Origin of the sequence: Thiomonas intermedia, from assembly GCF_002028405.1 — a bacterium.
GTDB classification, from domain to species: Bacteria; Pseudomonadota; Gammaproteobacteria; order Burkholderiales; family Burkholderiaceae_C; genus Thiomonas; species Thiomonas intermedia.
The window spans coordinates 2,230,945-2,256,153 of record NZ_CP020046.1; the positions used below are offsets into that span (position 1 = coordinate 2,230,945).

Below are 25,209 nucleotides of genomic sequence, written 5' to 3' on the forward strand. Positions count from 1 at the left end.
ATTTATGTATGATGTTCGTCATGCGAAAGTCAATTGCAAATGCCAGAGCCGCGGCTAAAGACGCCACCCACGAGCGCATCGTGTCCGTGGCTGCCCGAGCCATCCGGCGCACCGGGTACGACGGCACCGGTGTGGCCGACATCATGAAGGAGGCTGGCCTGACGCATGGCGCCTTCTATTCCCACTTCGCGTCACGCGAGGCCATGCTGGCCGAAGCGGCGCGCAAGGCCTGCGCAGAGGCTGCAGCGGGAGTGGCTGATGTCGTGGCCAAAGAGCCCCCCGGCAACGCATTGGCGGCCATGCTGAGCGCCTATCTCTCCAAGGCGCATGTCGAGAACGCCGAGCAGGGCTGTCCCCTCGCTGCCCTGGGTTCCGAGACCTCGCGCCAGGCGCCCGAGGTACGCCGCGTGGCGACCCGGCATATCAAGGAAATGATCGACCTCGTCGCGCGTCAGTCGCCCGACTGGGGGCGACCCGATGCCCATGAACAGGCGCTCGTGACGCTGTCCACCATGGTCGGCACCCTGCTGCTGGCGCGCGCCGTCGATGACCCAGGTCTGTCGGACAGCCTGTGCGCTGCAGCCCTCAAGCATCTGCTGCCTTCAACGTCTTGAGCCCGCAGAGGAGCAAGGCCGTTTCGCTCGTCTTTACACATGACGATCATCATGCAAGTGGCTTCAAGGCAATGCCTGATGCCGCATTTCCAAACCTGAACTGCTGACGGAGAACCCCCATGAACATGAAGAATCGCAGGATTGCCCTCGTGACCGGCGCATCCTCGGGCATTGGCCAGGCCACCGCCGAGCTGCTCGCCAAGGCGGGCCACAAGGTCTACGGCACCAGTCGGCGCGGCGGCGAGGCTGGCGGGCGCGCATTCGAGATGCTGCCGCTCGACGTGACCAGCGACGCGTCGGTAGCCGCCGCGGTCGAGCGCCTGATGCAGCTGGAGGGGCGCATTGACCTGCTGGTCAACAACGCCGGCTTCGGGGTCGCTCCCGCGGGCGCCGAGGAAAGCTCGATGGCGCAGGCCCGGGCCATCTTCGACACCAACTTCTTCGGGCTCATTCGCATGACGCGCGCCGTCCTGCCGCACATGCGCCGCCAGGGCGCCGGGCGCATCATCAACATCGGCTCGGTGCTCGGCTTTCTGCCCATGCCCTACGGGGCACTCTATGCGGCCACAAAGCATGCGGTCGAAGGCTATTCCGAGTCGCTCGACCATGAGTTGCGCACCATGGGCATCCGGGTTTCCGTCATCGAGCCCGCGTACACGAAGACGCCGTTCGACGCGAACTTCCTGGAGCCCGACGCCAAGCTCGACGCGTACCGCGAGGTTCGCGCTGCCGTGAGCCAGCGCGTGAAGCAGGTGATGACCACGGCGGACCAGCCGGGCGTCGTGGCCGAAGTCGTGCTGAAAGCTGCCAGCGCCACTCGTCCGAGGCTCAGATACACGGCGGGCGGGCTTGCGAACCGCCTGCGACTGCTGCGCCGGTTTGCACCCTCCGGCTTGGTGGACGCAGGGATTCGACGCGATTTGCAGCTCGACATGGCACACAGGGTGAAAACATCATGAAGGCATTCGTCGCCGATCGCTACGAAAAGAAGCGCGCCTTGCGCCTGGCGGACATGCCGACCCCGGAGCTGCGCGACGATGAACTGCTGGTCGAGGTCCACGCCGCGGGTGTGAATCAGCTGGACTTCAAGCTCAGGGACGGCGAGTTCAAGCTCATCCTGCCCTATCGCCTCCCCCTCGTCCTGGGGCACGATGTTGCGGGTGTGGTGGTGAAGGCAGGCTCGCAGGCGCGCAAGTTCAAGGTGGGCGATGAGGTCTATGCGCGGGTCGACGACTTCCGCATCGGCAGCTTCGCCGAATATGTCCCGGTCAGGGAGTCGTCGCTGGCGCTCAAGCCCAGGGGCCTGACGATGGAGCAGGCGGCCTCCATCCCGCTGGTCGGCTTGACGGCGTGGCAGGCGCTGGTTGAAAAGGCCCAGTTGAGGGCCGGGCAGAAGGTCTTCATCCAGGCCGGCTCCGGCGGCGTGGGCACGTTCGCCATCCAGCTGGCCAAGCATCTGGGCGCCAGCGTCGCCACGACGACGAGCGCGGCCAATGCTGCGCTCGTGAAGGAGCTTGGCGCTGACGTGGTCGTCGACTACAAGACCCAGAATTTTGAAGACCTCCTGCGCGACTACGACCTGGCACTGAACAGCCAGGATGGCCAGACGCTGGACAAGTCGCTTCAGGTGCTCAAGGGCGGCGGCAAACTCATCTCGATCTCCGGGCCACCGGACCCCGAGTTCGGCCGGGCGATTGGCGCGCCGGGGTTCGTGAGGCTGGTCATGCGCTTGCTGAGCTCCGGCGTCAGGCGAAGGGCAAGGCGCCGCGGCCTGGATTACGCCTTTCTCTTCATGAAGGCGAACGGCGCCCAGCTGCAGGAGATCACCCGTCTCATCGAAGCGGGAGCGATCCGCCCCGTCATCGACAAGGTGTTCCCTTTCGAATCCACTAACGAAGCGCTGACCTACGTCGAGTCCGGCCGCGCGAAGGGCAAGGTCGTCATCAGCATCAAATGACTGCTCGCGGCGGTAAGTTTGGCGTTCATGAAGACTCTGAAGACTGTCATGGGTCGAGAGCGACGGTACGCTGTTACTGGGGTAGCCGCACAGGGTGCGGGGTATCTCGGCGGCCCATGCCTGCATCATGGCGATCGTCACGGCCAGCCGCGTTCAACGCCTTCTTCGGTCGACAGCCCGTCTCCGCGCGATGGGCCGGCCACGTCTCCAGCTCACGCTGAGAAGATCAGCATGTCGGCGCCGGGGGCTTTGGATCGGAGTGAGCTGCGGCGTTGAACGCAAACCCATGGAGGGTTTGATCTGCGTGGCCGTCAGCCCAGCGGTTTCTGCCCTCGGAGGAGGGGGTTGGCGCGGCATGCCCCACGGCGGTTGTGGTTGACAAAGCGGCGAGAATCATAAATAGTACGACCGTTCGTTTTTTGGATGCCCCGCGCACAGCCCCTGACATGACCGCCATCCGCTCTCCCCTTGCTTCGCGCCGCGCTCCTCGGAGGACGGCTGGCGCGAAGGCCCCGGCCCAACAGGGCCATGCCACCGTCCTGGCTGAAGAACCGGCCCCCAGCGGATCGGCCAAAGGTCGGCAGACGCGGCAGGCCATTGTCGACTGTGCCTTGCAGATGGCAGGGCGCATCGGGCTGGAGGGGTTGTCCATCGGGGTGCTGGCCGACCGCATGGAGATGAGCAAATCGGGCGTGTTCGCCCATTTCGGCTCGCGCGAGGAACTGCAGATCGCCGTGATTCGGCGCTACCACGACCAGTTCGAGCAAGAGGTGTTTTATCGTGCCATTGAACAGCCGCGCGGCATGCCTCGCCTGGCCACCATGGTGCAGCGCTGGCTGCAGCGGGTGAGCGTGGAAATGGAGACCGGCTGCATCTATATCTCCAGCGCGGTGGAGTTCGACGATCGGCCGGGCACGGTGCGGGATGCGCTGGTGGCCATGATCCAGACCTGGCACGACGCGGTGCGCCGCGCGATTGCTCAGGCGATCGAGGCCGGCCATCTCAAGCCCGACACCGATCCGCAGCAGCTCATGTTCCAGATCCACGGCTACATCCTCGCCCTGCATCACGACGCTCGTCTGCTCAAGCTGCCCAACAGTCTCGCGCTGGCCTGTCGCAGCCTTGACGCGCTGCTGCGCGACAGGGCCACGCCCGAAGGGCTGCCGCTGCTTTTGTCCTGCCTGCCGGAAGCGCGCGCCGCGAGCGATGCCACCCAGCATTGATCCCCTCATTGGCACCCTCATTGGCCACCATTCAATACCGATTTCAGGAGACCCCGATGCCCCAATACAACCCGCCGCTGCGCGACATGCAGTTCGTCATGCACGAGGTGCTCGACGCCACGACCCTGCTCAAGGAACTGCCGCCCTATGCCGAGGTCGACGCCGACCTGATCAACCAGGTGTGCGAAGAGGCGGGCAAGTTCTGCAGCGAAGTGCTGCAGCCGCTCAACGCCAGCGGTGATGCCGAGGGCTGCCATTACGACGCGGCGACGCACAGTGTGACGACGCCCAAGGGCTTCAAGGCCGCGTGGGATCAGTTCGTGCAGGCGGGGTGGACTTCGCTGACCGCCGAGGCGCAGTTCGGCGGTCAGGGTCTGCCGCATCTGGTGGGCAGCGCCGTGCACGAGATGCAAAACGCTGCCAACCAGGCCTGGACCATGTATCCCGGGCTCACGCAGGGCGTGACGGAATTGCTGAACGTGCACGGTAGCGCCGAGCAGAAGGCGCTCTACATGCCCAAACTGGTGTCGGGCGAGTGGACGGGCACCATGTGTCTGACCGAGCCGCATTGCGGAACCGACCTCGGCCTGATCCGCACCAAGGCCGTCCCGCAGGACGACGGCAGCTACAAGATCAGCGGGCAGAAAATCTTCATCTCCAGCGGCGAGCATGATCTGGCCGACAACATCGTGCACATGGTGCTGGCCAAGCTGCCGGGCGCGCCCGAGGGCAGCAAGGGCATCTCGCTGTTCATCGTGCCCAAGTTCATGCCCGGCGCGCAAGGCAACGTGGGCGGGCGCAACGGCATTTTCTGCTCCGGCATCGAGCACAAGATGGGCATCCACGCCAACTCCACTTGCCAGATGACCCTCGAAGACGCCACCGGCTGGATGGTGGGCGAGCCCAACAAAGGCCTGGCGGCGATGTTCGTGATGATGAATGGCGCGCGTCTAGGCGTGGGCATGCAGTCGCTCGGGCTGACCGAAGTGGCCTACCAGAATGCCCTGGCCTACGCCCGCGACCGCCTGCAGATGCGCGCCCTGTCGGGGCCGAAGGCGCCCGACAAGCCGGCCGACCCCATTCTGGTCCATCCCGATGTGCGCCGCATGCTCCTTACAGCGCGTGCCTGGGCCGAAGGCGGGCGTTTTCTGGCTTACTGGATTTCGCTGCTGCTCGACCAGTCGCTGCACCACCCGGACGCCGAGGCGCGCAAGGAGGCCGACGATCTCGTCTCCCTGCTGACGCCCATCGTCAAGGCTTTCATCACCGACAACGGCCTTCAGGCCACCAACGAATGTCTGCAGGTGTTCGGCGGCCACGGCTACATCCGCGAATGGGGCATGGAGCAATTCGTGCGCGACGCCCGCATCAACCTGATCTATGAGGGCACCAACACCATCCAGTCGCTCGATCTTCTGGGCCGCAAGGTCTTGATGGACGGCGGTGCGCGGCTGCGCAAGTTCGGCAAGATCCTCACCGATTTCATCGAAGAGGAAGGCGTGAACGAGGCCATGCAGGAGTTCGTCAACCCGCTGGCCGACCTGGCCGACAAGGTGCAGAAACTCACCATGGAGCTGGGCATGAAGGCCATGGCCGACAAGGACGAAGTCGGCGCCGCCGCCGTGCCCTATCTGCGCGTGGCCGGCCACGTGGTGTTCTCCTACGCCTTCGCCCGCATGGCGCAGGTGGCGATGCGCAAGATTGCCGCGGGCGACGATGCGCCGTTCTATCAGGCCAAGCTGCAGACGGCGCGCTTCTACTTTGGCCGCCTGTATCCCGAATCCGCCGCCGCCATCCGCATGGCGCGCAGTGGTGCGAAGAACCTGATGGACACCGAGGCGGTGTTCGCCTGAATTCCCTGAATCCTCGAAGGAACTGACATGACGCAGACGATCCATATCCGCAAGGTCGCGGTGCTCGGTGCAGGTGTCATGGGCGCGCAGATCGCCGCCCATTGCATCAACGCCCGGGTGCCGGTGGTGTTGTTCGATCTACCGGCCAAGGAAGGTAGAAAGAACGGCATCGTCGACAAGGCCGTGGCCAACCTCAAGAAGCTCAGCCCCGCGCCGCTGGGCGATGCGGCCGAGGCCGGCCAGATCACCCAGGCCAACTACGAGACCGATCTCGAACTGTTGCAGAGCTGCGATCTGGTGATCGAGGCCATCGCCGAGCGCATGGACTGGAAGCACGATCTCTACAAGAAGGTCACGCCGCATCTGGGCGCCAACACCATCTTTGCGTCCAACACCTCGGGTCTGTCCATCACCGCGTTGTCCGAGGGCTTCGATGCCGAATTGCGCCGCCGCTTCTGCGGCGTGCATTTCTTCAACCCGCCGCGCTATATGCACTTGGTGGAGCTCATTCCCACCGCGAGCACCGACGGCGCCATTCTCGACCGGCTCGAAACCTTCCTCACCACCACGCTGGGCAAGGGCGTGGTGCGCGCCAAGGACACGCCGAACTTCGTCGCCAACCGCGTGGGCGTGTTCTCCATTCTGGCGGTCATCAAGGAGGGGGAGAAGTTCGGTCTGGGGTTCGACGTCATCGACGACCTCACCGGAGCCAAGCTCGGGCGGGCCAAGAGCGCGACCTTCCGCACCTCCGACGTGGTCGGCCTGGACACCATGGCCCATGTCATCAAGACCATGCAGGACACCCTGCCCGCGGGCATTGACCCGTTCGCCGCGCTCTATGCCACGCCGCCTGTGCTGGCCACGCTGGTGGGGCAGGGGGCGCTGGGCCAGAAGACTGGCGCGGGCTTCTACAAGAAGGTGGGACGGGACATCCTGAAGTTCGATCCCGCCAAGGGCGACTACGTGCCCGGTGGCGGCAAGGCCGACGAGATCGTGGTGCGCATGCTCAAGAAGCCGGCGGCCGAACGGTTCAAACTCCTGCGCGAATCGAGCAATCCCCAGGCACAGTTCCTGTGGAGCATCTTCCGCGACGTGTGGCATTACGTGGCCCTGCATCTGGCCGACATTGCCGACAACGCCCGCGACCTCGACTTCGCCATCCGCTGGGGTTTCGGCTGGAACGAAGGCCCGTTCGAAAGCTGGCAGGCCGCGGGCTGGAAGCAGATCGCCGACTGGATCGCCGAAGACATCGCCGAGGGCAAGGCGCTGTGCAGCGCGCCGCTGCCGGCCTGGGTGGGCCAGATCGACGGCGTGCACAAACCCGAGGGTTCCTACTCGGCGGCAAAGCATGTTTATGTGGGCCGCTCGAACCTGCCGGTCTATGCCCGCCAGCCGTTCAAGCAGGCCGTGCTCGGCGAGAACGCAGCCGACCCGCGCACCGCAGGCGGCACCGTGTTCGAGGACGAGTCGATCCGCCTGTGGACGGCCCCCGGCGCCGACGACGTCTTGGTCGCCAGCTTCAAGACCAAGATGAACACCATCGGTCCCGGCGTCATCGCTGGTCTGCACAAGGCCGTGGAACTGGCCGAAGGCCGGTACAAGGGCGTGGTGGTCTGGCAGCCGACTTCGCTGTCGGGCGGGCCCTTCAGCGCGGGGGCCGATCTGCAGTCGATGATGCCGGCCTTCATGGCGGGCGGTCCGAAGGCCATCGAGCCGGAGGAAAAGAAGCTGCAGGACATGATGCTCACCCTGCGCTACGCCCAGGTGCCCGTGGTGGCCGCGGTCAGCGGCATCGCCCTGGGCGGCGGCACCGAGCTGAGCGTGTACTGCGCCCGCCGCGTGGTGCATTTCGAGAGCTATATGGGTCTGGTGGAAATGGGCGTGGGCCTGCTGCCCGGCGGCGGCGGCCTCACCTATCTGGCTCGCCGCGCCGCAGAGCAGGCTCAGGGCGGCGACATCCTGCATTTTCTCAAAACGGGTTTCCAGGCCGCGGCCATGGCCACGGTGGGCAAGTCGGCGCTGGAAAGCCGCAACCTGGGCTACCTGCTGCCCAGCGACGCCATCGTCATGCATGCCCACGAACTGCTGCACGTGGCGGTGGGACAGGCCCGTGCGTTGTTCGACGCGGGCTACCGTCCGCCGATGCCGGGTCAGACCTTCCCGGTGCTCGGACGCAACGGCGTGGCCACCATTCGGGCTCAGTTGGTGAACCTGCGCGACGGCGGCTTCATCTCGGCCTATGACGACGAGATCGCCACCCGAATCGCCACGGTCCTGTGCGGCGGCGACGTGGAAGAGGGCGCGCCGGCCGACGAGGCCACGCTGATGGCGCTGGAACGCAAGCACTTCTGCGAACTGCTCGGCCAGGCCAAGACCCAGGAACGCATCATGGGCATGTTGCAGACCGGCAAGCCGGTGCGCAACTGAGCCCGCGTACGACGCCATGGACTTCACGCCCAACCTCGCCAGCGGCAGCGCCGTGCTCGCGGCGCAGCCCTTCAGCGCCTGGATCGGTGCCGAGCTCGAAGGGTTCGAGCCGGGCCGTGCGGTACTGGCACTGAACCTGCGGCCGGAGCTGCATCAGCAGCACGGCTTTGCGCACGGCGGGGTGCTCTGCTACCTCGCTGACAACGCTCTCACCTTCGCTGGCGGTAGCGTGCTTGGCCCGGCCGTGGTGACCTCGGAGTTGAAGGTCAACTATCTGCGCCCGGCGCAGGGTGAGCGCCTCGTGGCCGAGGCCACGGTGCTGTCGAGCGGCCGTAGTCAGGCGGTCGTGCGTTGCGACATCCACGTCCTGGAAGGTGGCAGCCGCAAGCTATGCGCTGCCGCCCAGGGCACCATCACACTCTTGACCCAGCCTGCGCCGCAGGCCTGAGTCGTATCGTTCACGGGAGACTCTCATGTCACGCCAAGTTCAAGACGCCTACATCGTTGCCGCCACCCGTACCCCGGTGGGCAAGGCTCCTCGCGGTCTGCTGAAAAACTATCGTTCCGACGATCTGCTGGTGCACGCCATCCGTGCGGCGCTGGCGCAGGTGCCTAACCTCGATCCCAAGCTGATCGAAGATGCCATCATCGGCTGCGCCATGCCCGAGGGCGACCAGGGCATGAATGTGGCGCGCATCGCGGCGCTGCTGGCCGATCTGCCCGAGACGGTGGGCGGCGTGACCATCAATCGCTTCTGCGCGTCGGGGGTGACGGCCATCCAGATGGCGGCCGACCGCATCCGCGTGGGCGAGGCCGACGTGATGATTGCCGGGGGCACCGAGAGCATGAGCCGCGTGCCCATGGGCGGCTTTCATCCCAGCTTCAACCCGGCGATCTTCGCCAATAACGAGCATGTGGGCATTGCCTACGGCATGGGCATGACCGCCGAGAAGGTGGCGCAGCAGTGGAAGGTGACCCGCGAGGAGCAGGACGCGTTCGCGCTGGCCTCGCACCAGAAGGCGCTGGCCGGCATTGCGGCGGGTGAGTTCTCCGAGGAAATCACGCCCCTGGACATCGTCGAGAAATTTCCTCGTCTGGGCACGGCCGAGGTGGACATCAAGACCCGCAAGATGACCGTGGACGAAGGCCCTCGTGCCGACACCACGCTTGAGGCGCTTGCGCGGCTCAAGCCGGTGTTCGCGGCCAAGGGCAGCGTGACGGCGGGCAACAGCTCGCAGACCTCCGATGGCGCGGGCGCGCTCATCCTGGTCAGCGAGAAAATCCTCAAACAGTTCAACCTCGTGCCGCTGGCGCGGTTCGTGAGTTTCGCGGTCAGAGGTGTCCCGCCCGAGATCATGGGCATCGGCCCGAAGTTCGCCATTCCCGCGGCCCTGGAGAAGGCCGGGCTGAAGCTCGACGACATCGGCTGGATCGAACTGAACGAGGCCTTCGCCGCGCAGTCGCTTGCCGTTGTGAAGGATCTGGGCATCAACCCCGACGTGCTCAATCCGCTGGGCGGCGCCATCGCCTGGGGCCATCCGCTGGGGGCCACGGGCGCCGTCCGCGCGGCCACGGCGATCTATGGCATGCGTCGCCGCAAGGCCAAATACAGTATGGTGACCATGTGCATCGGTACCGGGCAGGGGGCGGCCGGCATTTTCGAGAACGTCTGATCGCCAGGCACGATCGACACCCGTGCACGAGCCCGGGTTTTTATTTCAGGAGACAACGTCATGAGTCAGGTGCAAGTGGAGTTGCGCAGCGGGGTGCTGCACATCGTGTTTGATCGCCCCGAAAAAAAGAACGCGCTGACCCTGGCGATGTACGAGGCGGCCAACGAGGCCTTCGAGCGTGCCGCGACGGACACGCAAGTGAAGGCGGTGCTGATAGCAGGCGAAGGCAGCAGCTTCACCGCGGGCAACGATCTGCAGGATTTCCTCTCGGCGCCGCCGCAGGGCGAGGAGGCGCCGGTGCTGCAGTTTCTGCGTCATCTCGCGGGGCTGGACAAGCCTCTGGTTGCGGCCGCCCAGGGCTTTGCCGTGGGCGTGGGGACGACGCTGCTGATGCACTGCGACTTGGTGTATGCCGCTGAAGATGCGCAGTTCGTTCTGCCCTTCGTGCATCTGGGCCTGTGCCCGGAGGCGGCGTCCAGCCTGCTGCTGCCGCAGATTGCCGGTTACCAGCGCGCGGCCGAGAAGCTCTTGCTGGGCGAGCCTTTCGATGCCGCAGAAGCCTTGGCCATGGGTCTGGTCAATCGCGTGCTCCCCGCTGAAAACCTGCGTGAGTTCGCCGTGGCGCAGGCCGAGAAGTTTTCCCGCCTTCCGGCCCCGTCGCTGCGCGCAACCAAGCGTCTGCTCAAAGGGTTGGGCGATCAGGGGCCGCAAGCGGTGTTGGCACGCATGCGTTCAGAAGAGGCGGTGTTTCAGGCGCTGCTGGGCGCGCCGGCCGCCCGCGAGGCGATGATGGCGTTCTTGCAGAAGCGCAAACCCGATTTCTCGTCCATCACCTGAGGCGCCTCGATCGGCCCACGGCATGCGGCTCAGAGGCCGCCCGCGTAACCATGCTGTCGCCAGGCCTCGAAGACGGTGACGGCCACCGAGTTCGACAGGTTCAGGCTGCGCTGGCCCTCGAGCATGGGCAGGCGCAGGCGCTGCTCGGGCGCAAACCGCTCGCGCACGGCTTCGGGCAGGCCGCGGGTTTCGGCGCCGAAGACGAAGCAGTCGCCCGGTTCGAAGCGCGCCGACCCGATCAGTCGGCTGCCGCGCGTGGTGAAGGCGAACATGCGTTCGGGCCGTGGCTGCAGTGCCGCCACCATGGCATCCCAACTGGCATGGGTTTGCAGGGGTGCGTACTCGTGATAGTCGAGCCCGGCACGGCGAAGCTGGCGGTCGTCCAGCGAAAAGCCCAGCGGTTCGACGAGATGCAGGGTGCAGCCGGTGTTGGCGCACAGTCGGATGACGTTGCCGGTATTGGGCGGAATTTCGGGTTCGACGAGAACGATGTGAAACATGGTGGGACGTCAGAAAGATCGGAGAGGACTCATGGGTTGAGCTCGCGCGGGGTGCGCAGCGCGAAGGCGACCCAGACCGCAGCCGCGCCCTGGCGCAGCAGCACGCGGGAGGCCTCGTGCAGCGTGGCACCCGAGGTCATCACGTCATCCACCAGGAGCAGGGTCTGGCCGTCCCAGCGCGCGGAACAGGCGTAGGCGCCACGGATGTTGCGGCTGCGCGCGTCCAGCGGCAGGCTGCTCTGCGCGGTGCCATGGCGCACGCGCTGCAGATCGTGGGCGTTGCCGGTGCGGTCCAGCGCATGGCCGATTCGTCTTGCCATCTCCCAGGCGGGATTGAACCCGCGCTCCAGAAGCCGTTCGCGCGACAGCGGAACGGGCACGATGAGGTCGGGACTGGGCAGCCCCGCCTCCAGCCAGCGGGCGCCGAGCAGATCTCCGAACCAGCGACCAAGGGCCGGTTCGGCACCGAATTTCATGCGCAGGATGAACTGGTCGTTGGGAAAGCGGTAGTCGCCCAGGGTCAGCGCGCCGGCCCACGGCGGCGGGTGCAGCAGGCACTGCCCGCACACCTGCCCGTGCTCGGCCACCGCGACACCGCAGCTGCGGCAGCGCGGACGCTGGGGCAAGTCCTGCTGCATGCAGGCCTTGCAAAGGGGCTGGCTGCTGCGGGCATCGCAGTGCGCGCAACGGCCCGGCCACAGCGCTGACCAGCGTGAGGCAGGCAGAATAGGACGCTCGCGTGCGGACATCGCCGCACTATATCGCCCGCCCACGCGGCGCTGCCCCTACACATCGTCCCGATTGATGGATCGCCCCGATCAATTTCTCGAAGCGCAACAGCAAGCCAGGTGGCTGGCGGCCGTGGCCTGCGCGCGTGATCGGCTGGCGCGGTTTCCGCCACCCTACATCTGGCAGGAAGCGGCGCGGCGCATGGCTGAGCGCTTGCCGCTGCTGCGCATGCAGGCGCGTCGGGTGCTCGATGCGGGCTGTGCCTGGGGAGACGGGCTGGACTTGTTGCACAAACAGTATCCCGAGGCACAGGTCCTCGGCTACGAGCCTTCGCCCAGGCTGGCGCAGATTGCGGCGCGGCGCTTTGCCCGATCAGGTTGGGCGCGCTGGTTCGGGCGCCCCCATCTGGTGCAGGTGCAGGCGGTCGATGCCGCCGACCCCGAGTACCCCGCGTTGGCCGACATCTTGTGGTCCAACCTCTATCTCGACTGGCAGCGGGATCGCGCGCCCGTGCTGGCCGCGTGGAGACGGCAACTTCTGCCGGAGGGCGCTCTGTTCTTTACCACCTTCGGGCCCGATACGCTCAAGGAACTCGGCGAGGTCTGCCGCATCCTGGATCATCCGTCGCAGCCCATGGCGTTTTCCGATATGCACGATTTGGGCGACGAGCTGGTTCAGGCGGGTTTTGCCGATCCGGTCATGGACATGGAGCTCGTGCGCATGACCTGGTCGAGCGCAGAGGCGGCGCTGGAGGAGCTGCGCGCGTTGGGAGCCGTGCCGCATGGTGCCCATGCCCCTGGGCTGCGCACCCCGCGTGCCTGGCAGAAACTGGTGCAGGCGCTGAACGACACCCGGCAAAGCGACGGCCGCATCACTCTGACCTTCGAGCTGATTTATGGGCACGCGTTCCGTCCCCGTACCGAACGCGCGCGTGAGGGTGCGGCCACGTTCGACCTTGAGCAATTGCGCAACACTGCGCGTCAACCCGGATTGCCGAGCCCTCGCCGTGAGCGCTAAAACTGTGACAAATTGTGCGATTGGGGGACGTTACATCAGTGGATCAAAATGTAACGAACCCATCTTGATCTCACGCAAAATCGAATCAACTGGTGGCTGGAACATGGATGCGGCAATCTGTCGCACCTATAATCATCGACTCATATAGATCTGCTGCGGCCGCGTTTGGCTGCCGGGTCAGTGACTCCGAATGATGCAAATGCACAACGTCGATCATCCGCGAATCGCATCAGAGCCTGAGTTACAGGGCAGTCCTGTGGCCGAGGCTCCAGTGCTCCGCGTGCCGGATGTCGATGAGTGCTGGCTGCGGGACTGGGTGTTCCGCCGCAATTGCTCCATGTCGCCGCAGCAGTTGGTGGTGTTTTTCGCCTCGCTGTGTGTTGTGTCCCTGATCGTGGCGTCCATTGCTTGGGATGTGGGCGGTGCTCTGGTGATGCCGTTCACAGGCATCGAACTGGCTGCGGTGGGTGCGGCGCTGCTCGTTTATGGCCGTCATGCCACGGACCGTGAGCGTGTGCGCTTGTCGGCGCAGCAGTTGCAGGTGGAATGGGAAAACGCCGGCGTGGTGCAGACGGTGAGCTTCAACCCCCAGTGGGTGCGGGTATCGCTGCCGGCCAGCGGGCTGATCGAGGTGACATCGGCCGGCCGAACGGCCTACATTGGCCGGTATGCGCGCCCTGAACGGCGGGCTGTGCTGGCAAGAGATTTAAGGGCTGCCTTGAGGGGCCTTTGATGTGTTTTAGGGACGAGACCAATTCTTAGAGTGGGGCGACATGAAAGCATTACATCAAATCCGTCTGGCAACCGCAGCTTCCCTGCTGGGCGTCGTGGGCGCGGCCCATGCCGCAGTGGAAAGTCTGCCAGGTGGGCCGCAGGTCCTGGGTCTGTATTTCCAGAACCCGGTTTCGCCCATGGCCAAGGAAGAAAAATTCCTGATGGACATGATGCTCTGGGTCTGCCTGGGTATTGGCATCGTGGTGTTTGGTGCGATGTTCTATTCCGTGTTCAAGCATCGCAAATCGAAGGGCGCCGTTTCCGCGCACTTTCATGAGAGCACCAAGGTTGAGATCGCCTGGACCATCATTCCGATCCTGATCGTGATCGCCATCCTGGTTCCCGCCACCCGCACCGTGATCGCCCAGGAAAACCACAGCGACTCCTTCATGACCGTCAAGGCAACGGGCGCACAGTGGAAGTGGGGCTACGACTACATGGCCGGCCCGGGCAAAGGCATTTCTTTCTGGTCCACCCTGACCACGCCTGACTCCGAAATCTACGAAGGCAAGGATCTGCCCAACAACTTCGTGCTGGCCGTCGATCACGAGCTGGTCGTGCCGGTGAACAAGAAGATCAAGATCGTCACCACGTCCGACGACGTGCTGCACGGTTTTTACGTCAATGCGCTGGGCGTCCAGATGGATGCCATTCCCGGCTTCGTGCGCTCGACCTGGTTTACGGCCGAAAAGACGGGCACCTACTATGGCCAGTGCGCCCAGATCTGCGGCAAGTACCACGCGTTCATGCCCATCGTCATCAAGGTGGTGACGATGCCCGAGTATGAGCAATGGGTTGCGCAGTGGAAAAAGGCCCATCCCGACAGCACGCCGCCTGCCGACGGTGCTGCGCCGAGCAATACCTGAGACAGGCGTGTAGAAGGCGGCCTGGTCTGAAAATCGAGGCCGGGCTACCCACACTCAACGCATAGAACGACGTATCAACATTTTCTGGAATGGCAGGAAAGGAAGGCACCATGAGCGCAGTCATCGATCACGCCCCGCCATCAGCTCACGCTGGTGACCATGCACACGAACATCCCCACGGCATCCGCCGCTGGCTGTTCTCCACCAACCACAAGGACATCGGCACGATGTACCTGTTGTTCGCCTTGTGGATGTTGTTCGAGGGCGGCATTCTTGCCCTGGGCATCCGCACCGAGCTGTGGAAGCCCTATGTGTGGCTGCTGAACCCCGAGTTGTTCAATGCCTTCTCGACGATGCACGGCATCATGATGATTTTCGGCTCGGTCATGCCCGCGTTGGTAGGTTTCGCCAACTGGATGATCCCGCTGCAGATCGGCGCGCCCGACATGGCCTTCCCGCGTCTTAACAATCTCAGCTTCTGGCTGCTGATTCCTGCGGCCATTCTGCTCACCGCCTCGTTCTTCGTGCCGGGCGGCGCTCCCGGCGTGGGTTGGACGCTTTACGCTCCGCTGACCATTCAGCAGGGCATGGGCATGGATCTGGTGATTTTCGCCATCCACCTGATGGGCGCATCGTCGATCATGGGCTCCATCAACATCATCGTCACGATTCTGAATTTGCGCGCCCCTGGCATGACGCTGATGAAAATGCCGCTGTTCGTCTGGACCTGGCTGATCACCGCCTACCTGCTCCTGGCCATCATGCCCGTGCTGGCTGGCGCTGTCACCATGACACTGACCGACCGCCATTTCGGCACCAGCTTCTTCAGTGCATCCGGAGGCGGTGACCCGGTGCTGTACCAACACCTGTTCTGGTTCTTCGGGCACCCCGAGGTCTACGTGATGATTCTGCCGGTCTTCGGCATCGTCAGCTCGGTCATTCCTGCGTTTGCCCGCAAGAGGCTCTTCGGCTACAGCTCGATGGTGTATGCCTCGGCCTCCATCGCCATCCTGTCCTTCCTGGTCTGGGCGCACCACATGTTCACCGCCGGCATGCCCACGACCGGCCAGTTGTTCTTCATGTACGCCACCATGCTGATCGCCGTGCCCACCGGGGTGAAGGTGTTCAACTGGGTGGCCACCATGTGGCGCGGTTCCATGACGTTTGAAACCCCGATGCTGTTTGCTGTCGGCTTCATCTTCGTGTTTACCCTGGGCGGCTTCACCGGTCTGATGCTGGCCATGGTGCCGATCGACACCCAACTCCACAACACCTACTTCGTGATCGCCCACTTCCATTATGTGCTGGTCGCCGGTTCACTGTTCGGCATTTTCATGGGCTTCTATTACTGGGCGCCCAAGTGGAGCGGTGTGATGTACAACGAGACCGCCGGAAAGATTCACTTCTGGACTTCGATGATCTCATTCAACATCGCCTTCTTCCCGCAGCATTTCCTGGGTCTGGCGGGTATGCCGCGCCGTTATGTGGCTTACCCGGTGCAGTTCACCGACTTCAACCAGATTTCTACCATCGGTGCCTGGCTGTTCGGTTTGTCGCAGGCCTACTTCCTGTTTGCCGTGGTGATTCCGGTGTTGCGTGGCAAGGGTGAGAAAGCGCCTCAGCGTCCTTGGGAAGGTGCTGAAGGCCTGGAATGGGAAATTCCTTCCCCGGCTCCGTTCCATACCTTTGAAACTCCGCCCAAGCTGAATGCCGATGCCACGCGCGTTCTGGGCTACAACTGAGATCTGAAATGAGTAATCGCCAGCTGCCTCCCGAAAAACGCCGCCAGAATTTCAAGACGGCCATGATCATGGTGAGTATCGCTCTGGCGATTTACGTCGGTTATCTGATCAAAGCGAAGGTTCTAGGTTTTTGATACGAGGGATCGCAGTTGGCCTGTGCCTGCTGCGATTCTGCCCTGAAGAAAGTGTGTGTTGAGCCAACCCCCTCGGCCCTCTTTCCTGCGTGCACTGGTGGCGGTGCTCTGGTCTTTTGCCGGCATACGAAAATCCAGTGAGCGAAGTAAAGATTTTGAGCATGCAAGACCCGAACACATCATCGCGGCAGGTTTACTCGCCGCATTGGTGTTTGTGGTTGGACTGATTTTGATTGTCAATTTTGTGATTTCGAGCGCCGCGCGCACATAACAGGAGGCAATATGGCATCTTCAACCCAGCCCCACGGCTATTTTCTGCCTGGGCCATCGCAATTCCCGGTGCTGACCGCTATGGGTTTGCTGGCCATGGCGTTTGGCGCCGGGCTTTGGTTCAACGGTGTGCCGCACATGGAGTGGCTGCTGCTCGCAGGTTTTCTCTGGGTGGTCTACATCGTGTTTAGCTGGTTTGGCAAGGCCATCGGCGAAAGCGAAGCGGGCAAGCACAACCAGCGTGTGGATACGTCCTATCGCTGGAGCATGGCCTGGTTCATCTTCTCCGAGGTGATGTTCTTTGCCTCGTTCTTCGGTGCACTGTATTACTCGCGAGAGTTTTCTTTGCCTGATCTCTCGGCACTCCACAGCAAGATTCTGTGGCCCAACTTCACAGGGACATGGCCCTCCACCGGCCCTAGCGGATTGATTCCCTCCCTGCATGAGGCACTCGGTCCTTGGCCCATTCCGACCATCAATACCGCGCTGCTTTTGAGTTCCGGTGTCACCCTGACCATCGCCCACCACGCGCTGCGTGCCGCGCATCGTGGCAAGGCCATTTTCTGGCTGGCGCTGACCATTGCGCTGGGTGTCGTGTTCCTGTTTATGCAGGGTTATGAATATCACCACGCCTACACCGTCGAAGGGGTCAAACTGACCTCCGGCATCTACGGATCGACCTTCTTCATGCTGACCGGTTTTCACGGTTTTCACGTGTTCCTCGGCGCAACCATGCTGACTGTGGTGTTGATTCGACTGATCAAGGGCAACTTCACCGCAGATCATCATTTTGCTTTCGAAGGCGCTGCCTGGTATTGGCACTTCGTCGACGTGGTCTGGTTGTTGCTGTATGTGCTGGTCTACTGGCTCTGATGTGAGCCAGGCAGAAAAATGCGCCGCAGAAGCGGCGCATTTTTCTTAGTGAGGATGTTCAAAATTCATTGTGATGCAGCGTGCCTGGCTGCGCGGTGGGCTGAAGGGCGGATTTGTAGCCCTAGCCCAAACAGCGGAAAAGAAAACCAGTGCCGCAGATTGCCCAAACCAGGATGCGATGCGCGCAAGGGATTTTGAACACCCTTCCTAGGGCTTACTGTCCGACATCATGGGGATGAATCCACCCCATTTTGTAACTGATGATCAGAATCAAAAATAGCAAGACCGAGAAGCCAACCCTGAAAGTCAGTGCATACACGGCGCGATTGCTTTTGCCTTTATCCTTCATCACAAAGAACAGGCCGGAAAACAGGCTCCCGATGATGAGCAAAAAGGCGATGGGGATCAGGATTTTCATGGTGTGAGCCTGTGCAAATGACGAAGCAGATTACCTCAGATTCCAGCGTGGCGAAGCCCGAGAAAGCTTTTGGCCCCAAGGAGTTGCTGATCATCATTCTGGGGCTGTTGGTGATTGGTGTGACGATGTCCCTGGGTTTCTGGCAACTCGGTCGCGCCCATGAAAAAGAGGCCCTGAATCTGCAAATGGATCAGCGCGAGAAGGCGCATCCGCTGCAGGTCGGACAAGCGGACATCAAGCTTAGCCACGACCTGTGGCGTCGCGCCAGGGCCGTCGGCGAGTATGCCAGCCCCTGGACGATCTACCTGCAGAATCGCCAGCAAGATGAGCAGACGGGCTTCTGGGTACTGACGCCACTCAAACTTGCAGGCAGCGATCGGTACGTCATGGTGCTGCGCGGCTGGATTCCACGGAATTTCCAGGCCATGGACCTGATCGCGCAGTACCAAACGCCGCAAGGATTGACGACCATCGATGGACTTATCGCGCCACCGCCTTCAGAATGGTTTTCGTTCTTCTCCGAGAAGCCGGGTCAGGTGATCCGGCAAAATGTAAACCTTGAGAAGTACGCGGCCTTTCATCACATCAAGCTGTTGCCGTATGTGCTGCGTCAGTCGGGTGATCTGAAGGACGGGCTTGGCAGGCAGTGGCCGGCCGCGAATACGGGGATCGACACGAACTACGGCTATGCCGCGCAGTGGTTCGGGATGAGCGCCACCGGCATGGTGCTGCTGATTTACTTTCTCTATCGACGTCTGCGCAAGGCGCGGGCATCGGGTAAGGCTCTGGATCAAGCCATGCCACGCAACTTTTGACCGCCCTATTGACGCTTATTGACGCATCGATCGTGAGTTCCCCCTTGACCTCCAGCCTCACCCCCCCTGCACAGCCCCCTGCGCGCAAGCCCCGGTCGCTGTTCACGCTGTGGCTTCTGCTCGCCATGTCAGCCGCTCCCATCGTGGCGGCGTTTTTTCTGTTCTACGTCGTGCACCCATCAGGCAAGCCGCCTTATGGCGCGTTGGTCGAGCCCCAGCGCCCCATTCCGCTTGACTTGAGCTTGAAAACGCTGGACGGCAAACCCTACAGCCTCAGGCGTCTGGAGGGTTACTGGCTGATGGTGATGGCGGCCCCGGGGGCATGCGACAAGCAGTGTCAGCAATCGTTGTTTTACATGCGGCAAATCCGCATTGCCCAGGGCGACAATCGCGACCAGATCGTGCGCGTCTGGCTGGTGACGGATGACGCGCCGATCAATCCTGGCGTGGCGGAGCCGGCCGAAGGCACCCTCATCCTGCGCGGCCATCAAAAGCAGCTGGCGGCCTGGCTTCCCAACGAGGCAGGGCAGCTCCAGGGGCCGACCTGGCTGGTCGATCCCTTCGGTCACCTGATGATGCAGTTTCCCGCCAATCCCGACCCGACGAAGATAAGGCGCGTGCTCGCCAAGCTGCTCTACAACAATGCGGGCATCAAATTCAAGCATGTGGAGTCGGTGCAATGAATGTCGCGAGCAATGCTATTTGGCAGTTTTCATTGCACTGGGTGCAGGCGCTGGTCTGGGTTGTGGTGCTGATCGGCGTGTTCTGGATGGGGCTGAAAATGCGCTGGTCCAAGCTCACCGCGGTGCTGGTGTTTCTCACACTCGATCTGGTGATGTTCGGCTCTTATGTGCGGCTCACCGACTCGGGGCTGGGTTGTCCGGACTGGCCTGGCTGCTATGCCAAGTTCTCTCCCATCCAGGCGCACGCGCAGATCGCGCAAGCCGTACAGGAGCAGGGCGGCACGCAAGGGAATGTCAGCCCGTTCAAAGCCTGGGTCGAGATGATTCATCGCTATGCGGGCAGCATCATCGGCACGCTGATCATGGTGCTTCTGGCGCGCGCCGCCTGGGCGCGTCGTCACGGCGAGGACATCAAGCTTGGGCTGCCGGTCGCCCTTTTCTTCTGGGTGCTGCTGCAGGGTCTGTTCGGGAAGTGGACGGTCACGATGCAGTTGATTCCGCTCATCGTCACCTTGCACCTCATGGGCGGCGTCATCCTGCTGCTGCTGCTGGCCTGGTTCTGGATGCGAAACAGGGCCGATCTGATCAGCGTGAATGCCGGAACGCTGACACGTACCATCCTCTGGATCGCCATGATCACGGTCGGGATTCAGATTTTCCTCGGCGGTTGGACCAGCACCAACTATGCAGCCCTGGCCTGCAGCGGTTTTCCCACTTGCAACGGCAGTTTCGATCCCACGGTCAACTGGGAGCAGGGCTTCACGCTCTGGCGTCACCTCGGTGAGAACGCGGACGGATCGCCCATCACCACGGCGGCGCTGGTTGCCATTCAATGGGGTCATCGTCTTTTTGCCATTGTGACGACCATGGCGGTGCTTGCCGCCGTGGCGGCACTGTGGCGTCATCCCGCGCTGCGCCGTCTTGCCGGATGGATATCCTTTGCCTTGGTGCTGCAAGTGATCTTCGGCATTACGCTGGTCACGGAAGGCCATCCCATCCTGATCGCGGTGGCCCACAACGGGGGATCCGCCATCTTGATGTTGTTGCTCGTGACGGGCATCTATCGTGTCAGTGCCACCGTGCGCAGCCAGGCACCCTCGGAATCCCTCGGTTCGGCCTTCGTCAAAGTGACTGCGGCCCAACCCCTGCCCAAACATTGAGCCTCGGCGCGGAGATTTTCATGGACCATCAAGTTCTCAACAATTCGCCCAGCCCTGCCCGCGTGGCCTCTCAGCTCTACGCGCTGACCAAGCCCCGGGTGGTGCAGCTCATCGTCTTCTGCGCCGTCATCGGCATGTTCCTCGCCGAGCCGACTTTGCCGGCCTGGCAGCCAGTCTTGTTCGGCACCCTGGGCATCTGGCTGGTGGCCAGTGCGGCCGCCGCGTTCAACTGTCTGGTCGAGCAGAAAATCGATGCCGTGATGCGCCGTACCGCCTGGCGGCCATCGGCCAACGGTGAACTGGGCGCAGCAGCCATCATCACCTTCTCCGGCGTGCTTTGCGCGGCCGGCATGTGGTTGCTCTACACCCAGGTCAACCCATTGACCATGTGGCTGACCTTCGGCACCTTTGTGGGCTACGCGGTGGTCTACACCCTCTTTCTCAAGCCGGCCACCCCGCAGAACATCGTCATCGGCGGCGCGTCGGGGGCCATGCCGCCCGTGCTCGGCTGGGCGGCCGTCAGTGGCCATGTTTCGGTTGAGGCGATGCTGCTGTTTCTCATCATCTTCCTGTGGACGCCGCCGCACTTCTGGGCACTGGCCCTTTACCGGGTGGAGGATTACAAGCAATCCGGGCTGCCCATGCTGCCCGTCACACACGGCTCGGAGTTCACCCGCACGCAGATCCTGCTCTACACGCTGCTGCTCACGGCGGTCACCTTCCTGCCTTACGTCTTGGGCATGAGCGGTTTGATCTACCTGGCCAGCGCAGTCGTGCTCGACGGCATCTTCATCGCCTATGCCTGGGCACTCAAGCGCAACTACAGCGACTTGCTTTCGCGCAAAACCTTCCGTTATTCCATCCTTTATCTTTCGCTGCTCTTCGCCGCCTTGCTGGTGGACCACTACCTGCCTCTGCATTTCATCTGATGTCCAAGCGTTTTTCTGCTGCGCGCCGCTCTCTTCTACTCGCCACCGCGCTGGCGCCCGTGGTGCTGGCCGCCTGCAGCAAGCCTTATGTTTTCCACGGCGTGGACATTACCGGTGTGCCGTATGCCGACGGTTTTTCCCTGACGGACTTCAATGGCAAGCCACGCACCCTGGCGGACTTTGCCGGCAAGGTCGTGGTGATGTACTTCGGCTACACGCAATGCCCGGACATCTGCCCGGCCTCCCTGCAGGTGGTGGCGCAAGCCATGGACGATCTGGGCGAGAAAGCCAAGGATGTGCAGTTCCTGTTCGTCACGGTCGACCCGCAGCGCGATACGCCGGAGATTCTCAAGGCCTACGTCACGCACTTCAATCCGACGTTTCTGGCACTGACCGGATCGCCTGAACAGATCGCTCTGACGGCGAAGAACTTCAAGGTGTACTACAAAAAAGTGCCTGGCAAGACGCCGGGAAGCTACACCATGGATCACACGGCGGGCTTTTACGTGTTCGATCCCCAAGGCAAGATCCGCCTGTTCGAGCGTGAGGGTGTGACCGCCCAGGATCTGGCGCAGGACATCAACGCCTTGCTTGACGGGCATTGAGCCCGGGTCGCCAGTGACCACTGGCATGACGACATTCCCACTGACTTACACGGGGCGCTTTGCGCCGTCGCCCACCGGCCCGCTGCATGCGGGCTCGCTGGTCGCTGCGCTGGCGTCATGGCTGGACGCGCGGGCGCAGGGCGGCATCTGGCTGGTGCGGGTGGAGGATGTGGATTTCACCCGCAACATCTCTGGCGCAGCCCAGACCATCCTCCAGCAACTCGCCGCCTGCGGCCTGCATCCGGATCGTCCGCCGGTCTGGCAGTCACAGCGCGGAGCGCTGTATCAACGGGCGCTCGATGCGCTCGTCCAGGCCGAGTGCGCCTATCCCTGCGGCTGCTCCCGGTCGGACATACTTGCCGTGCTGGCCGCACAGAACCGCCTTCCCGCGCGCGGCCACGAGGCGATCTACCCTGGCACTTGTCGCACCGGGCTGCACGGACGCAGCCCCCGGTCCTGGCGTGTGCGCCTGCCCGACGATGCCCAGCGGCCACTGAACTGGTTCGACCGCCGACTGGGGACGCAATCGCAGATCCTTAGTCTGGAGTCGGGCGACTTCGTGCTCAAGCGCGCCGATGGCGCCTGGGCCTATCAGCTGGCCGTGGTGGTGGACGACGGCGAGCAGGGCGTGACCGATGTCGTGCGCGGCGCGGATCTGTCGACCTCGACCGCGCGGCAGATCGCGCTGCAGCGCCTTTTGGGTCTGCCGACGCCGCGTTACCTGCACACCCCGCTGGTGCTGGACGCGCACGGCGAGAAACTCTCCAAGCAGCAGGGGGCCGAGGCCTTCTCGCCTGGGCTGGACAGCGTGAGAGACGCGCTGACCGTGCTGGGCCTGGACCTACGCTCCAGCACCTTGCCTGAATTGTTGGCGCAGGCGGTTCAGGCTTGGCGGGCGCGTTGGGTCGAAAGCGTGGACGTCTGCAGGTCCTAGAGGGTGCGAAGCCGTGCGAGCGCCGCGTCCAGCGTGGCATCCTGCTTGGCAAAACAAAAGCGCACCACGCCACGCTGCCGTGCGTCGGGCTCGAAGGCCGACAGGGGAATGGCGGCCACACCGACCGACTCGGTCAGCCAGCGGCAGAAAGCCTCATCCGGCGAATCGCTGATGGCGTCGTAACGCACGCACTGGAAGTAGCTGCCGTCACAGGGCAGCAGCTCAAACCGGCTGTCTGCCAGCCCGGCGCGGAAACGGTCGCGCTTGGCCTGATAGAAACCCGGCAGCTGGCGATACGGCGCCGGATCGGCCAGATAGGTGGCCAGGCCGTGCTGCATGGGCGTGTTGACGGTGAAGACGTTGAACTGATGCACTTTGCGGAACTCGGCGGTGAGCGCCGCCGGGGCCGCGACGCTGCCGACTTTCCAGCCGGTGACATGAAAGGTCTTGCCGAAACTCGAGACCACGAAGGCGCGCGCGGCCAGGCCCACAAAGCGTGCGGCGCTCTGGTGCTGGGCGCCATCGAACACCATGTGTTCGTAGACCTCATCGGAGATGAGCACGATGTCGGTGGGGGCGAGCAGCGCGTCGAGCTGCCGCATGTCGGCTTCGCTCCAGACCGTGCCGCTGGGGTTGTGCGGGCTGTTGATCAACAGGGCGCGCGTACGCGGGGTGATGGCCGCGGCAATGGCGTCGAAATCCGGCCGGAAATCGGTCTTCAGGGGAACCGTCCGCGCGACTCCGCCACACAGGGCGATATTGGGCAGATAGCTGTCGTAACAGGGCGTGAGCACGATGACTTCATCGCCCGGATGCACCACGGCGAGCAGGGCGGTGAAGAGGGCCTGGGTCGCGCCCGCGGTGATGGTGACTTCCGTATCGGCGTCGTATTGAGCGCCATGAAGGGCGGCGATCTTGCCGGCCACCGCGTGTCGCAAGGCAGGGACACCGGCCATGGGCGGATATTGGTTGGCACCCTGGCGCATGGCCTGGTCCACTGCGTCGATGAGTCGAGGGTCGCAGGCGAAGTCGGGGAAGCCCTGGCCGAGATTGATGGCACCGTGCTGCTGCGCCAGCGCTGACATGACGGTGAAAATCGTGGTGCCGACTTGCGGCAGTCGGGATGCGAGGCGTGGGGTGTGGGCGGGCATGGGCTCGGGGTGCACTCAGATGGAAAACACGTCTTGCCCGTCAAGCTCGCCCCGCAGGGTCTGTTCCACGAGCTTGCGCGGCAGACGCGGCGAAATGAGTTCGGTGAACAGGGGCACGAAGCTGCGCTGCAAGACCCCGCGCTTGAACGCCACGCGCGTGAGCTGCTGGCCGAACAGGTGGCCGGCCGGAAGGGCGCGCAGCGCGGTATCGCGCTCGGGCGAAATGGCCATTTCCGCGATCAGGCCCACACCCAGTCCCAGCTCGACATAGGTCTTGAGCACGTCGGAGTCGAGCGCCTCGAGCACGATCTGCGGCTGCAGATTCGCATGGGCGAAGGCCGCATCGATCTGGCGTCGTCCGGCAAAGGTCGGCTCATAGGTGACCAGTGGGTAGGTGGCCAGCTCGGCCAGCGTGAGCTCGGCGCGATCGCACAAAGGGTGGCCGTGCGGCACGACGGCCAGATGCTGCCAGCTGTAGCAGGGCAGGGTGAGCAGATCGGGCGAATCCAGCAGCGACTCGCTGGCCAGGCCCAGGTCGGCGCGCTCTTCGCGCACGGCCTGCGCGACCTGGTCGGGCGTGCCCTGCAGCAGTTGTACCTGCACGGCGGGCATGCGACGGCGGAATTCGGCAATGACCCAGGGCAGCTTGTAGCGCGCCTGCGTGTGGGTGGCCGCCACCGTGAGCTGGCCGGCGTCGCGGGCCGCATAGTCCTGTCCGATGCGTTTGAGATTGGCCACTTCGCGCAGGATGATGTCCACACTGCGCAGCACCTCCACCCCTGGCTCCGTGAGCTTGCGGATGCGTTTGCCGTGTCGGCTGAAAATCTCCACGCCCAGCTCGCTCTCCAGCTCGATGATGGCCTTGGAGACACCGGGCTGCGAGGTATGCAGCGCCCGTGCCGCCTCGGTGAGGTTGAGCTTGCGGCGCACGGCCTCCTGCAGAAAACGGAACTGGTGCAGGTTCATCTCAGGACCGCGCGAAGAGGTATCGCCTCTGGCGATGTCGTGCCCTGCAAGGGCGGCGA

The 25,209-nt window shown here is 63.5% G+C and carries 27 protein-coding genes; 22 read left to right on the forward strand and 5 right to left on the reverse strand.

Annotated features, from left to right (window positions below):
* Nucleotides 1–8: 8 nt before the first annotated feature.
* From BVH73_RS10435 to BVH73_RS10475, 9 genes are all read left to right on the forward strand, one after another.
* On the forward strand, nucleotides 9–614 hold the full coding sequence (locus BVH73_RS10435; RefSeq protein ID WP_079418437.1) for a TetR/AcrR family transcriptional regulator: 606 nt from the start codon (nucleotides 9–11) through the stop codon (nucleotides 612–614).
* A 119-nt stretch (nucleotides 615–733) separates the two neighbouring features.
* Nucleotides 734–1,573 carry an oxidoreductase gene (locus BVH73_RS10440; protein WP_079418439.1) on the forward strand — a complete coding sequence of 280 codons (840 nt, stop codon included), beginning with the start codon at nucleotides 734–736 and terminating at the stop codon, nucleotides 1,571–1,573.
* Nucleotides 1,570–2,571, forward strand: coding sequence for an NADP-dependent oxidoreductase (locus BVH73_RS10445; protein ID WP_079418441.1), 1,002 nt, complete (start codon nucleotides 1,570–1,572; stop codon nucleotides 2,569–2,571). The genes BVH73_RS10440 and BVH73_RS10445 overlap by 4 nt, the downstream gene beginning before the upstream one ends.
* A 446-nt stretch (nucleotides 2,572–3,017) precedes the next feature.
* Nucleotides 3,018–3,794, forward strand: coding sequence for a TetR/AcrR family transcriptional regulator (locus BVH73_RS10450; RefSeq protein WP_079418443.1), 777 nt, complete (start codon nucleotides 3,018–3,020; stop codon nucleotides 3,792–3,794).
* Between the two features lie 56 nt (nucleotides 3,795–3,850).
* A complete protein-coding gene (locus BVH73_RS10455) occupies nucleotides 3,851–5,647 on the forward strand; it encodes an acyl-CoA dehydrogenase C-terminal domain-containing protein (protein WP_079418445.1) in 1,797 nt (598 codons plus the stop codon).
* Between the two features lie 27 nt (nucleotides 5,648–5,674).
* The gene (locus BVH73_RS10460; RefSeq protein WP_079418446.1) at nucleotides 5,675–8,074 is read left to right on the forward strand and encodes a 3-hydroxyacyl-CoA dehydrogenase/enoyl-CoA hydratase family protein; all 2,400 of its coding nucleotides are present in this window, start codon (nucleotides 5,675–5,677) and stop codon (nucleotides 8,072–8,074) included.
* 16 nt (nucleotides 8,075–8,090) lie between these two features.
* Nucleotides 8,091–8,522, forward strand: coding sequence for a PaaI family thioesterase (locus tag BVH73_RS10465; protein ID WP_079418448.1), 432 nt, complete (start codon nucleotides 8,091–8,093; stop codon nucleotides 8,520–8,522).
* Nucleotides 8,523–8,547: 25 nt separating this feature from the next.
* Entirely contained in the window at nucleotides 8,548–9,747 is a 1,200-nt protein-coding gene (locus tag BVH73_RS10470) for an acetyl-CoA C-acyltransferase (RefSeq protein ID WP_079418450.1), read from the forward strand.
* Between the two features lie 60 nt (nucleotides 9,748–9,807).
* Nucleotides 9,808–10,584: an enoyl-CoA hydratase gene (locus tag BVH73_RS10475; RefSeq protein WP_079418452.1), complete on the forward strand. Its 777-nt coding sequence runs from the start codon at nucleotides 9,808–9,810 to the stop codon at nucleotides 10,582–10,584.
* A gap of 29 nt (nucleotides 10,585–10,613) precedes the next feature.
* Here BVH73_RS10475 and trmL read toward each other — a convergent pair whose 3' ends face one another.
* Nucleotides 10,614–11,084 (reverse strand): tRNA (uridine(34)/cytosine(34)/5-carboxymethylaminomethyluridine(34)-2'-O)-methyltransferase TrmL, encoded by a 471-nt coding sequence (gene trmL, locus BVH73_RS10480; protein ID WP_079418454.1) that lies wholly within the window; start codon nucleotides 11,082–11,084, stop codon nucleotides 10,614–10,616.
* 29 nt (nucleotides 11,085–11,113) lie between these two features.
* Entirely contained in the window at nucleotides 11,114–11,833 is a 720-nt protein-coding gene (locus BVH73_RS10485; RefSeq protein ID WP_079418456.1) for a ComF family protein, read from the reverse strand.
* A gap of 55 nt (nucleotides 11,834–11,888) precedes the next feature.
* Here BVH73_RS10485 and BVH73_RS10490 point away from each other — a divergent pair, with 55 nt between their 5' ends.
* From BVH73_RS10490 to BVH73_RS10515, 7 genes are all read left to right on the forward strand, one after another.
* Complete coding sequence (locus BVH73_RS10490) at nucleotides 11,889–12,830, forward strand: methyltransferase domain-containing protein (RefSeq protein WP_079418458.1); 942 nt, start codon at nucleotides 11,889–11,891, stop codon at nucleotides 12,828–12,830.
* Between the two features lie 199 nt (nucleotides 12,831–13,029).
* A complete protein-coding gene (locus BVH73_RS10495) occupies nucleotides 13,030–13,563 on the forward strand; it encodes a DUF2244 domain-containing protein (RefSeq protein ID WP_079420529.1) in 534 nt (177 codons plus the stop codon).
* A gap of 40 nt (nucleotides 13,564–13,603) precedes the next feature.
* Nucleotides 13,604–14,470 (forward strand): cytochrome c oxidase subunit II, encoded by an 867-nt coding sequence (gene coxB, locus BVH73_RS10500; protein WP_079418460.1) that lies wholly within the window; start codon nucleotides 13,604–13,606, stop codon nucleotides 14,468–14,470.
* 110 nt (nucleotides 14,471–14,580) lie between these two features.
* Nucleotides 14,581–16,212 (forward strand): cytochrome c oxidase subunit I, encoded by a 1,632-nt coding sequence (gene ctaD / locus BVH73_RS10505; protein ID WP_079418461.1) that lies wholly within the window; start codon nucleotides 14,581–14,583, stop codon nucleotides 16,210–16,212.
* Nucleotides 16,213–16,220: 8 nt separating this feature from the next.
* The gene (locus BVH73_RS16120; protein ID WP_281250811.1) at nucleotides 16,221–16,346 is read left to right on the forward strand and encodes a hypothetical protein; all 126 of its coding nucleotides are present in this window, start codon (nucleotides 16,221–16,223) and stop codon (nucleotides 16,344–16,346) included.
* Nucleotides 16,347–16,401: 55 nt separating this feature from the next.
* Nucleotides 16,402–16,617: a DUF2970 domain-containing protein gene (locus BVH73_RS10510; RefSeq protein WP_245800317.1), complete on the forward strand. Its 216-nt coding sequence runs from the start codon at nucleotides 16,402–16,404 to the stop codon at nucleotides 16,615–16,617.
* A gap of 11 nt (nucleotides 16,618–16,628) precedes the next feature.
* A complete protein-coding gene (locus BVH73_RS10515) occupies nucleotides 16,629–17,489 on the forward strand; it encodes a cytochrome c oxidase subunit 3 (protein ID WP_079418463.1) in 861 nt (286 codons plus the stop codon).
* A 214-nt stretch (nucleotides 17,490–17,703) separates the two neighbouring features.
* Here the strand turns inward: BVH73_RS10515 and BVH73_RS10520 are convergent, their stop codons facing one another.
* On the reverse strand, nucleotides 17,704–17,907 hold the full coding sequence (locus BVH73_RS10520) for a twin transmembrane helix small protein (protein WP_013106870.1): 204 nt from the start codon (nucleotides 17,905–17,907) through the stop codon (nucleotides 17,704–17,706).
* A gap of 17 nt (nucleotides 17,908–17,924) precedes the next feature.
* Between BVH73_RS10520 and BVH73_RS10525 the strand changes: the two genes are divergently transcribed.
* Genes BVH73_RS10525 through gluQRS form a run of 6 tightly spaced genes read left to right on the forward strand, consistent with a single transcriptional unit; the run spans nucleotide 17,925 to nucleotide 23,033 of the window.
* Nucleotides 17,925–18,722, forward strand: coding sequence for an SURF1 family protein (locus BVH73_RS10525; RefSeq protein ID WP_079418465.1), 798 nt, complete (start codon nucleotides 17,925–17,927; stop codon nucleotides 18,720–18,722).
* Between the two features lie 32 nt (nucleotides 18,723–18,754).
* Nucleotides 18,755–19,405: an SCO family protein gene (locus BVH73_RS10530; RefSeq protein ID WP_245800318.1), complete on the forward strand. Its 651-nt coding sequence runs from the start codon at nucleotides 18,755–18,757 to the stop codon at nucleotides 19,403–19,405.
* Entirely contained in the window at nucleotides 19,402–20,565 is a 1,164-nt protein-coding gene (locus BVH73_RS10535; RefSeq protein WP_079418469.1) for a COX15/CtaA family protein, read from the forward strand. The genes BVH73_RS10530 and BVH73_RS10535 overlap by 4 nt, the downstream gene beginning before the upstream one ends.
* Nucleotides 20,566–20,585: 20 nt before the next feature.
* Nucleotides 20,586–21,494 (forward strand): heme o synthase, encoded by a 909-nt coding sequence (gene cyoE / locus BVH73_RS10540; RefSeq protein ID WP_079418471.1) that lies wholly within the window; start codon nucleotides 20,586–20,588, stop codon nucleotides 21,492–21,494.
* Nucleotides 21,494–22,099: an SCO family protein gene (locus BVH73_RS10545; RefSeq protein ID WP_079418473.1), complete on the forward strand. Its 606-nt coding sequence runs from the start codon at nucleotides 21,494–21,496 to the stop codon at nucleotides 22,097–22,099. Before cyoE ends, BVH73_RS10545 begins: the two co-directional genes overlap by 1 nt.
* A gap of 25 nt (nucleotides 22,100–22,124) precedes the next feature.
* Nucleotides 22,125–23,033, forward strand: a complete 909-nt coding sequence (gene gluQRS / locus BVH73_RS10550) for a tRNA glutamyl-Q(34) synthetase GluQRS (RefSeq protein WP_154048473.1) — start codon at nucleotides 22,125–22,127, stop codon at nucleotides 23,031–23,033.
* Here gluQRS and BVH73_RS10555 read toward each other — a convergent pair.
* A complete protein-coding gene (locus BVH73_RS10555) occupies nucleotides 23,030–24,184 on the reverse strand; it encodes a pyridoxal phosphate-dependent aminotransferase (protein ID WP_079418477.1) in 1,155 nt (384 codons plus the stop codon). The genes gluQRS and BVH73_RS10555 overlap by 4 nt on opposite strands.
* Nucleotides 24,185–24,199: 15 nt before the next feature.
* Nucleotides 24,200–25,150: a CysB family HTH-type transcriptional regulator gene (locus BVH73_RS10560; protein ID WP_079418479.1), complete on the reverse strand. Its 951-nt coding sequence runs from the start codon at nucleotides 25,148–25,150 to the stop codon at nucleotides 24,200–24,202.
* Nucleotides 25,151–25,209: the final 59 nt, after the last annotated feature.

What these genes read in the sequence shown, in the direction of transcription:
- BVH73_RS10435 (WP_079418437.1), top strand. Translation starts at nt 9, where the DNA reads ATGATGTTCGTCATGCGAAAGTCAATTGCAAATGCCAGAGCCGCGGCT.
- BVH73_RS10440 (WP_079418439.1), top strand. Translation starts at nt 734, where the DNA reads ATGAACATGAAGAATCGCAGGATTGCCCTCGTGACCGGCGCATCCTCG.
- BVH73_RS10445 (WP_079418441.1), top strand. Translation starts at nt 1,570, where the DNA reads ATGAAGGCATTCGTCGCCGATCGCTACGAAAAGAAGCGCGCCTTGCGC.
- BVH73_RS10450 (WP_079418443.1), top strand. Translation starts at nt 3,018, where the DNA reads ATGACCGCCATCCGCTCTCCCCTTGCTTCGCGCCGCGCTCCTCGGAGG.
- BVH73_RS10455 (WP_079418445.1), top strand. Translation starts at nt 3,851, where the DNA reads ATGCCCCAATACAACCCGCCGCTGCGCGACATGCAGTTCGTCATGCAC.
- BVH73_RS10460 (WP_079418446.1), top strand. Translation starts at nt 5,675, where the DNA reads ATGACGCAGACGATCCATATCCGCAAGGTCGCGGTGCTCGGTGCAGGT.
- BVH73_RS10465 (WP_079418448.1), top strand. Translation starts at nt 8,091, where the DNA reads ATGGACTTCACGCCCAACCTCGCCAGCGGCAGCGCCGTGCTCGCGGCG.
- BVH73_RS10470 (WP_079418450.1), top strand. Translation starts at nt 8,548, where the DNA reads ATGTCACGCCAAGTTCAAGACGCCTACATCGTTGCCGCCACCCGTACC.
- BVH73_RS10475 (WP_079418452.1), top strand. Translation starts at nt 9,808, where the DNA reads ATGAGTCAGGTGCAAGTGGAGTTGCGCAGCGGGGTGCTGCACATCGTG.
- trmL (WP_079418454.1), bottom strand. Translation starts at nt 11,084, where the DNA reads ATGTTTCACATCGTTCTCGTCGAACCCGAAATTCCGCCCAATACCGGC.
- BVH73_RS10485 (WP_079418456.1), bottom strand. Translation starts at nt 11,833, where the DNA reads ATGTCCGCACGCGAGCGTCCTATTCTGCCTGCCTCACGCTGGTCAGCG.
- BVH73_RS10490 (WP_079418458.1), top strand. Translation starts at nt 11,889, where the DNA reads ATGGATCGCCCCGATCAATTTCTCGAAGCGCAACAGCAAGCCAGGTGG.
- BVH73_RS10495 (WP_079420529.1), top strand. Translation starts at nt 13,030, where the DNA reads ATGCACAACGTCGATCATCCGCGAATCGCATCAGAGCCTGAGTTACAG.
- coxB (WP_079418460.1), top strand. Translation starts at nt 13,604, where the DNA reads ATGAAAGCATTACATCAAATCCGTCTGGCAACCGCAGCTTCCCTGCTG.
- ctaD (WP_079418461.1), top strand. Translation starts at nt 14,581, where the DNA reads ATGAGCGCAGTCATCGATCACGCCCCGCCATCAGCTCACGCTGGTGAC.
- BVH73_RS16120 (WP_281250811.1), top strand. Translation starts at nt 16,221, where the DNA reads ATGAGTAATCGCCAGCTGCCTCCCGAAAAACGCCGCCAGAATTTCAAG.
- BVH73_RS10515 (WP_079418463.1), top strand. Translation starts at nt 16,629, where the DNA reads ATGGCATCTTCAACCCAGCCCCACGGCTATTTTCTGCCTGGGCCATCG.
- BVH73_RS10520 (WP_013106870.1), bottom strand. Translation starts at nt 17,907, where the DNA reads ATGAAAATCCTGATCCCCATCGCCTTTTTGCTCATCATCGGGAGCCTG.
- BVH73_RS10525 (WP_079418465.1), top strand. Translation starts at nt 17,925, where the DNA reads ATGACGAAGCAGATTACCTCAGATTCCAGCGTGGCGAAGCCCGAGAAA.
- BVH73_RS10535 (WP_079418469.1), top strand. Translation starts at nt 19,402, where the DNA reads ATGAATGTCGCGAGCAATGCTATTTGGCAGTTTTCATTGCACTGGGTG.
- cyoE (WP_079418471.1), top strand. Translation starts at nt 20,586, where the DNA reads ATGGACCATCAAGTTCTCAACAATTCGCCCAGCCCTGCCCGCGTGGCC.
- BVH73_RS10545 (WP_079418473.1), top strand. Translation starts at nt 21,494, where the DNA reads ATGTCCAAGCGTTTTTCTGCTGCGCGCCGCTCTCTTCTACTCGCCACC.
- gluQRS (WP_154048473.1), top strand. Translation starts at nt 22,125, where the DNA reads ATGACGACATTCCCACTGACTTACACGGGGCGCTTTGCGCCGTCGCCC.
- BVH73_RS10555 (WP_079418477.1), bottom strand. Translation starts at nt 24,184, where the DNA reads ATGCCCGCCCACACCCCACGCCTCGCATCCCGACTGCCGCAAGTCGGC.
- BVH73_RS10560 (WP_079418479.1), bottom strand. Translation starts at nt 25,150, where the DNA reads ATGAACCTGCACCAGTTCCGTTTTCTGCAGGAGGCCGTGCGCCGCAAG.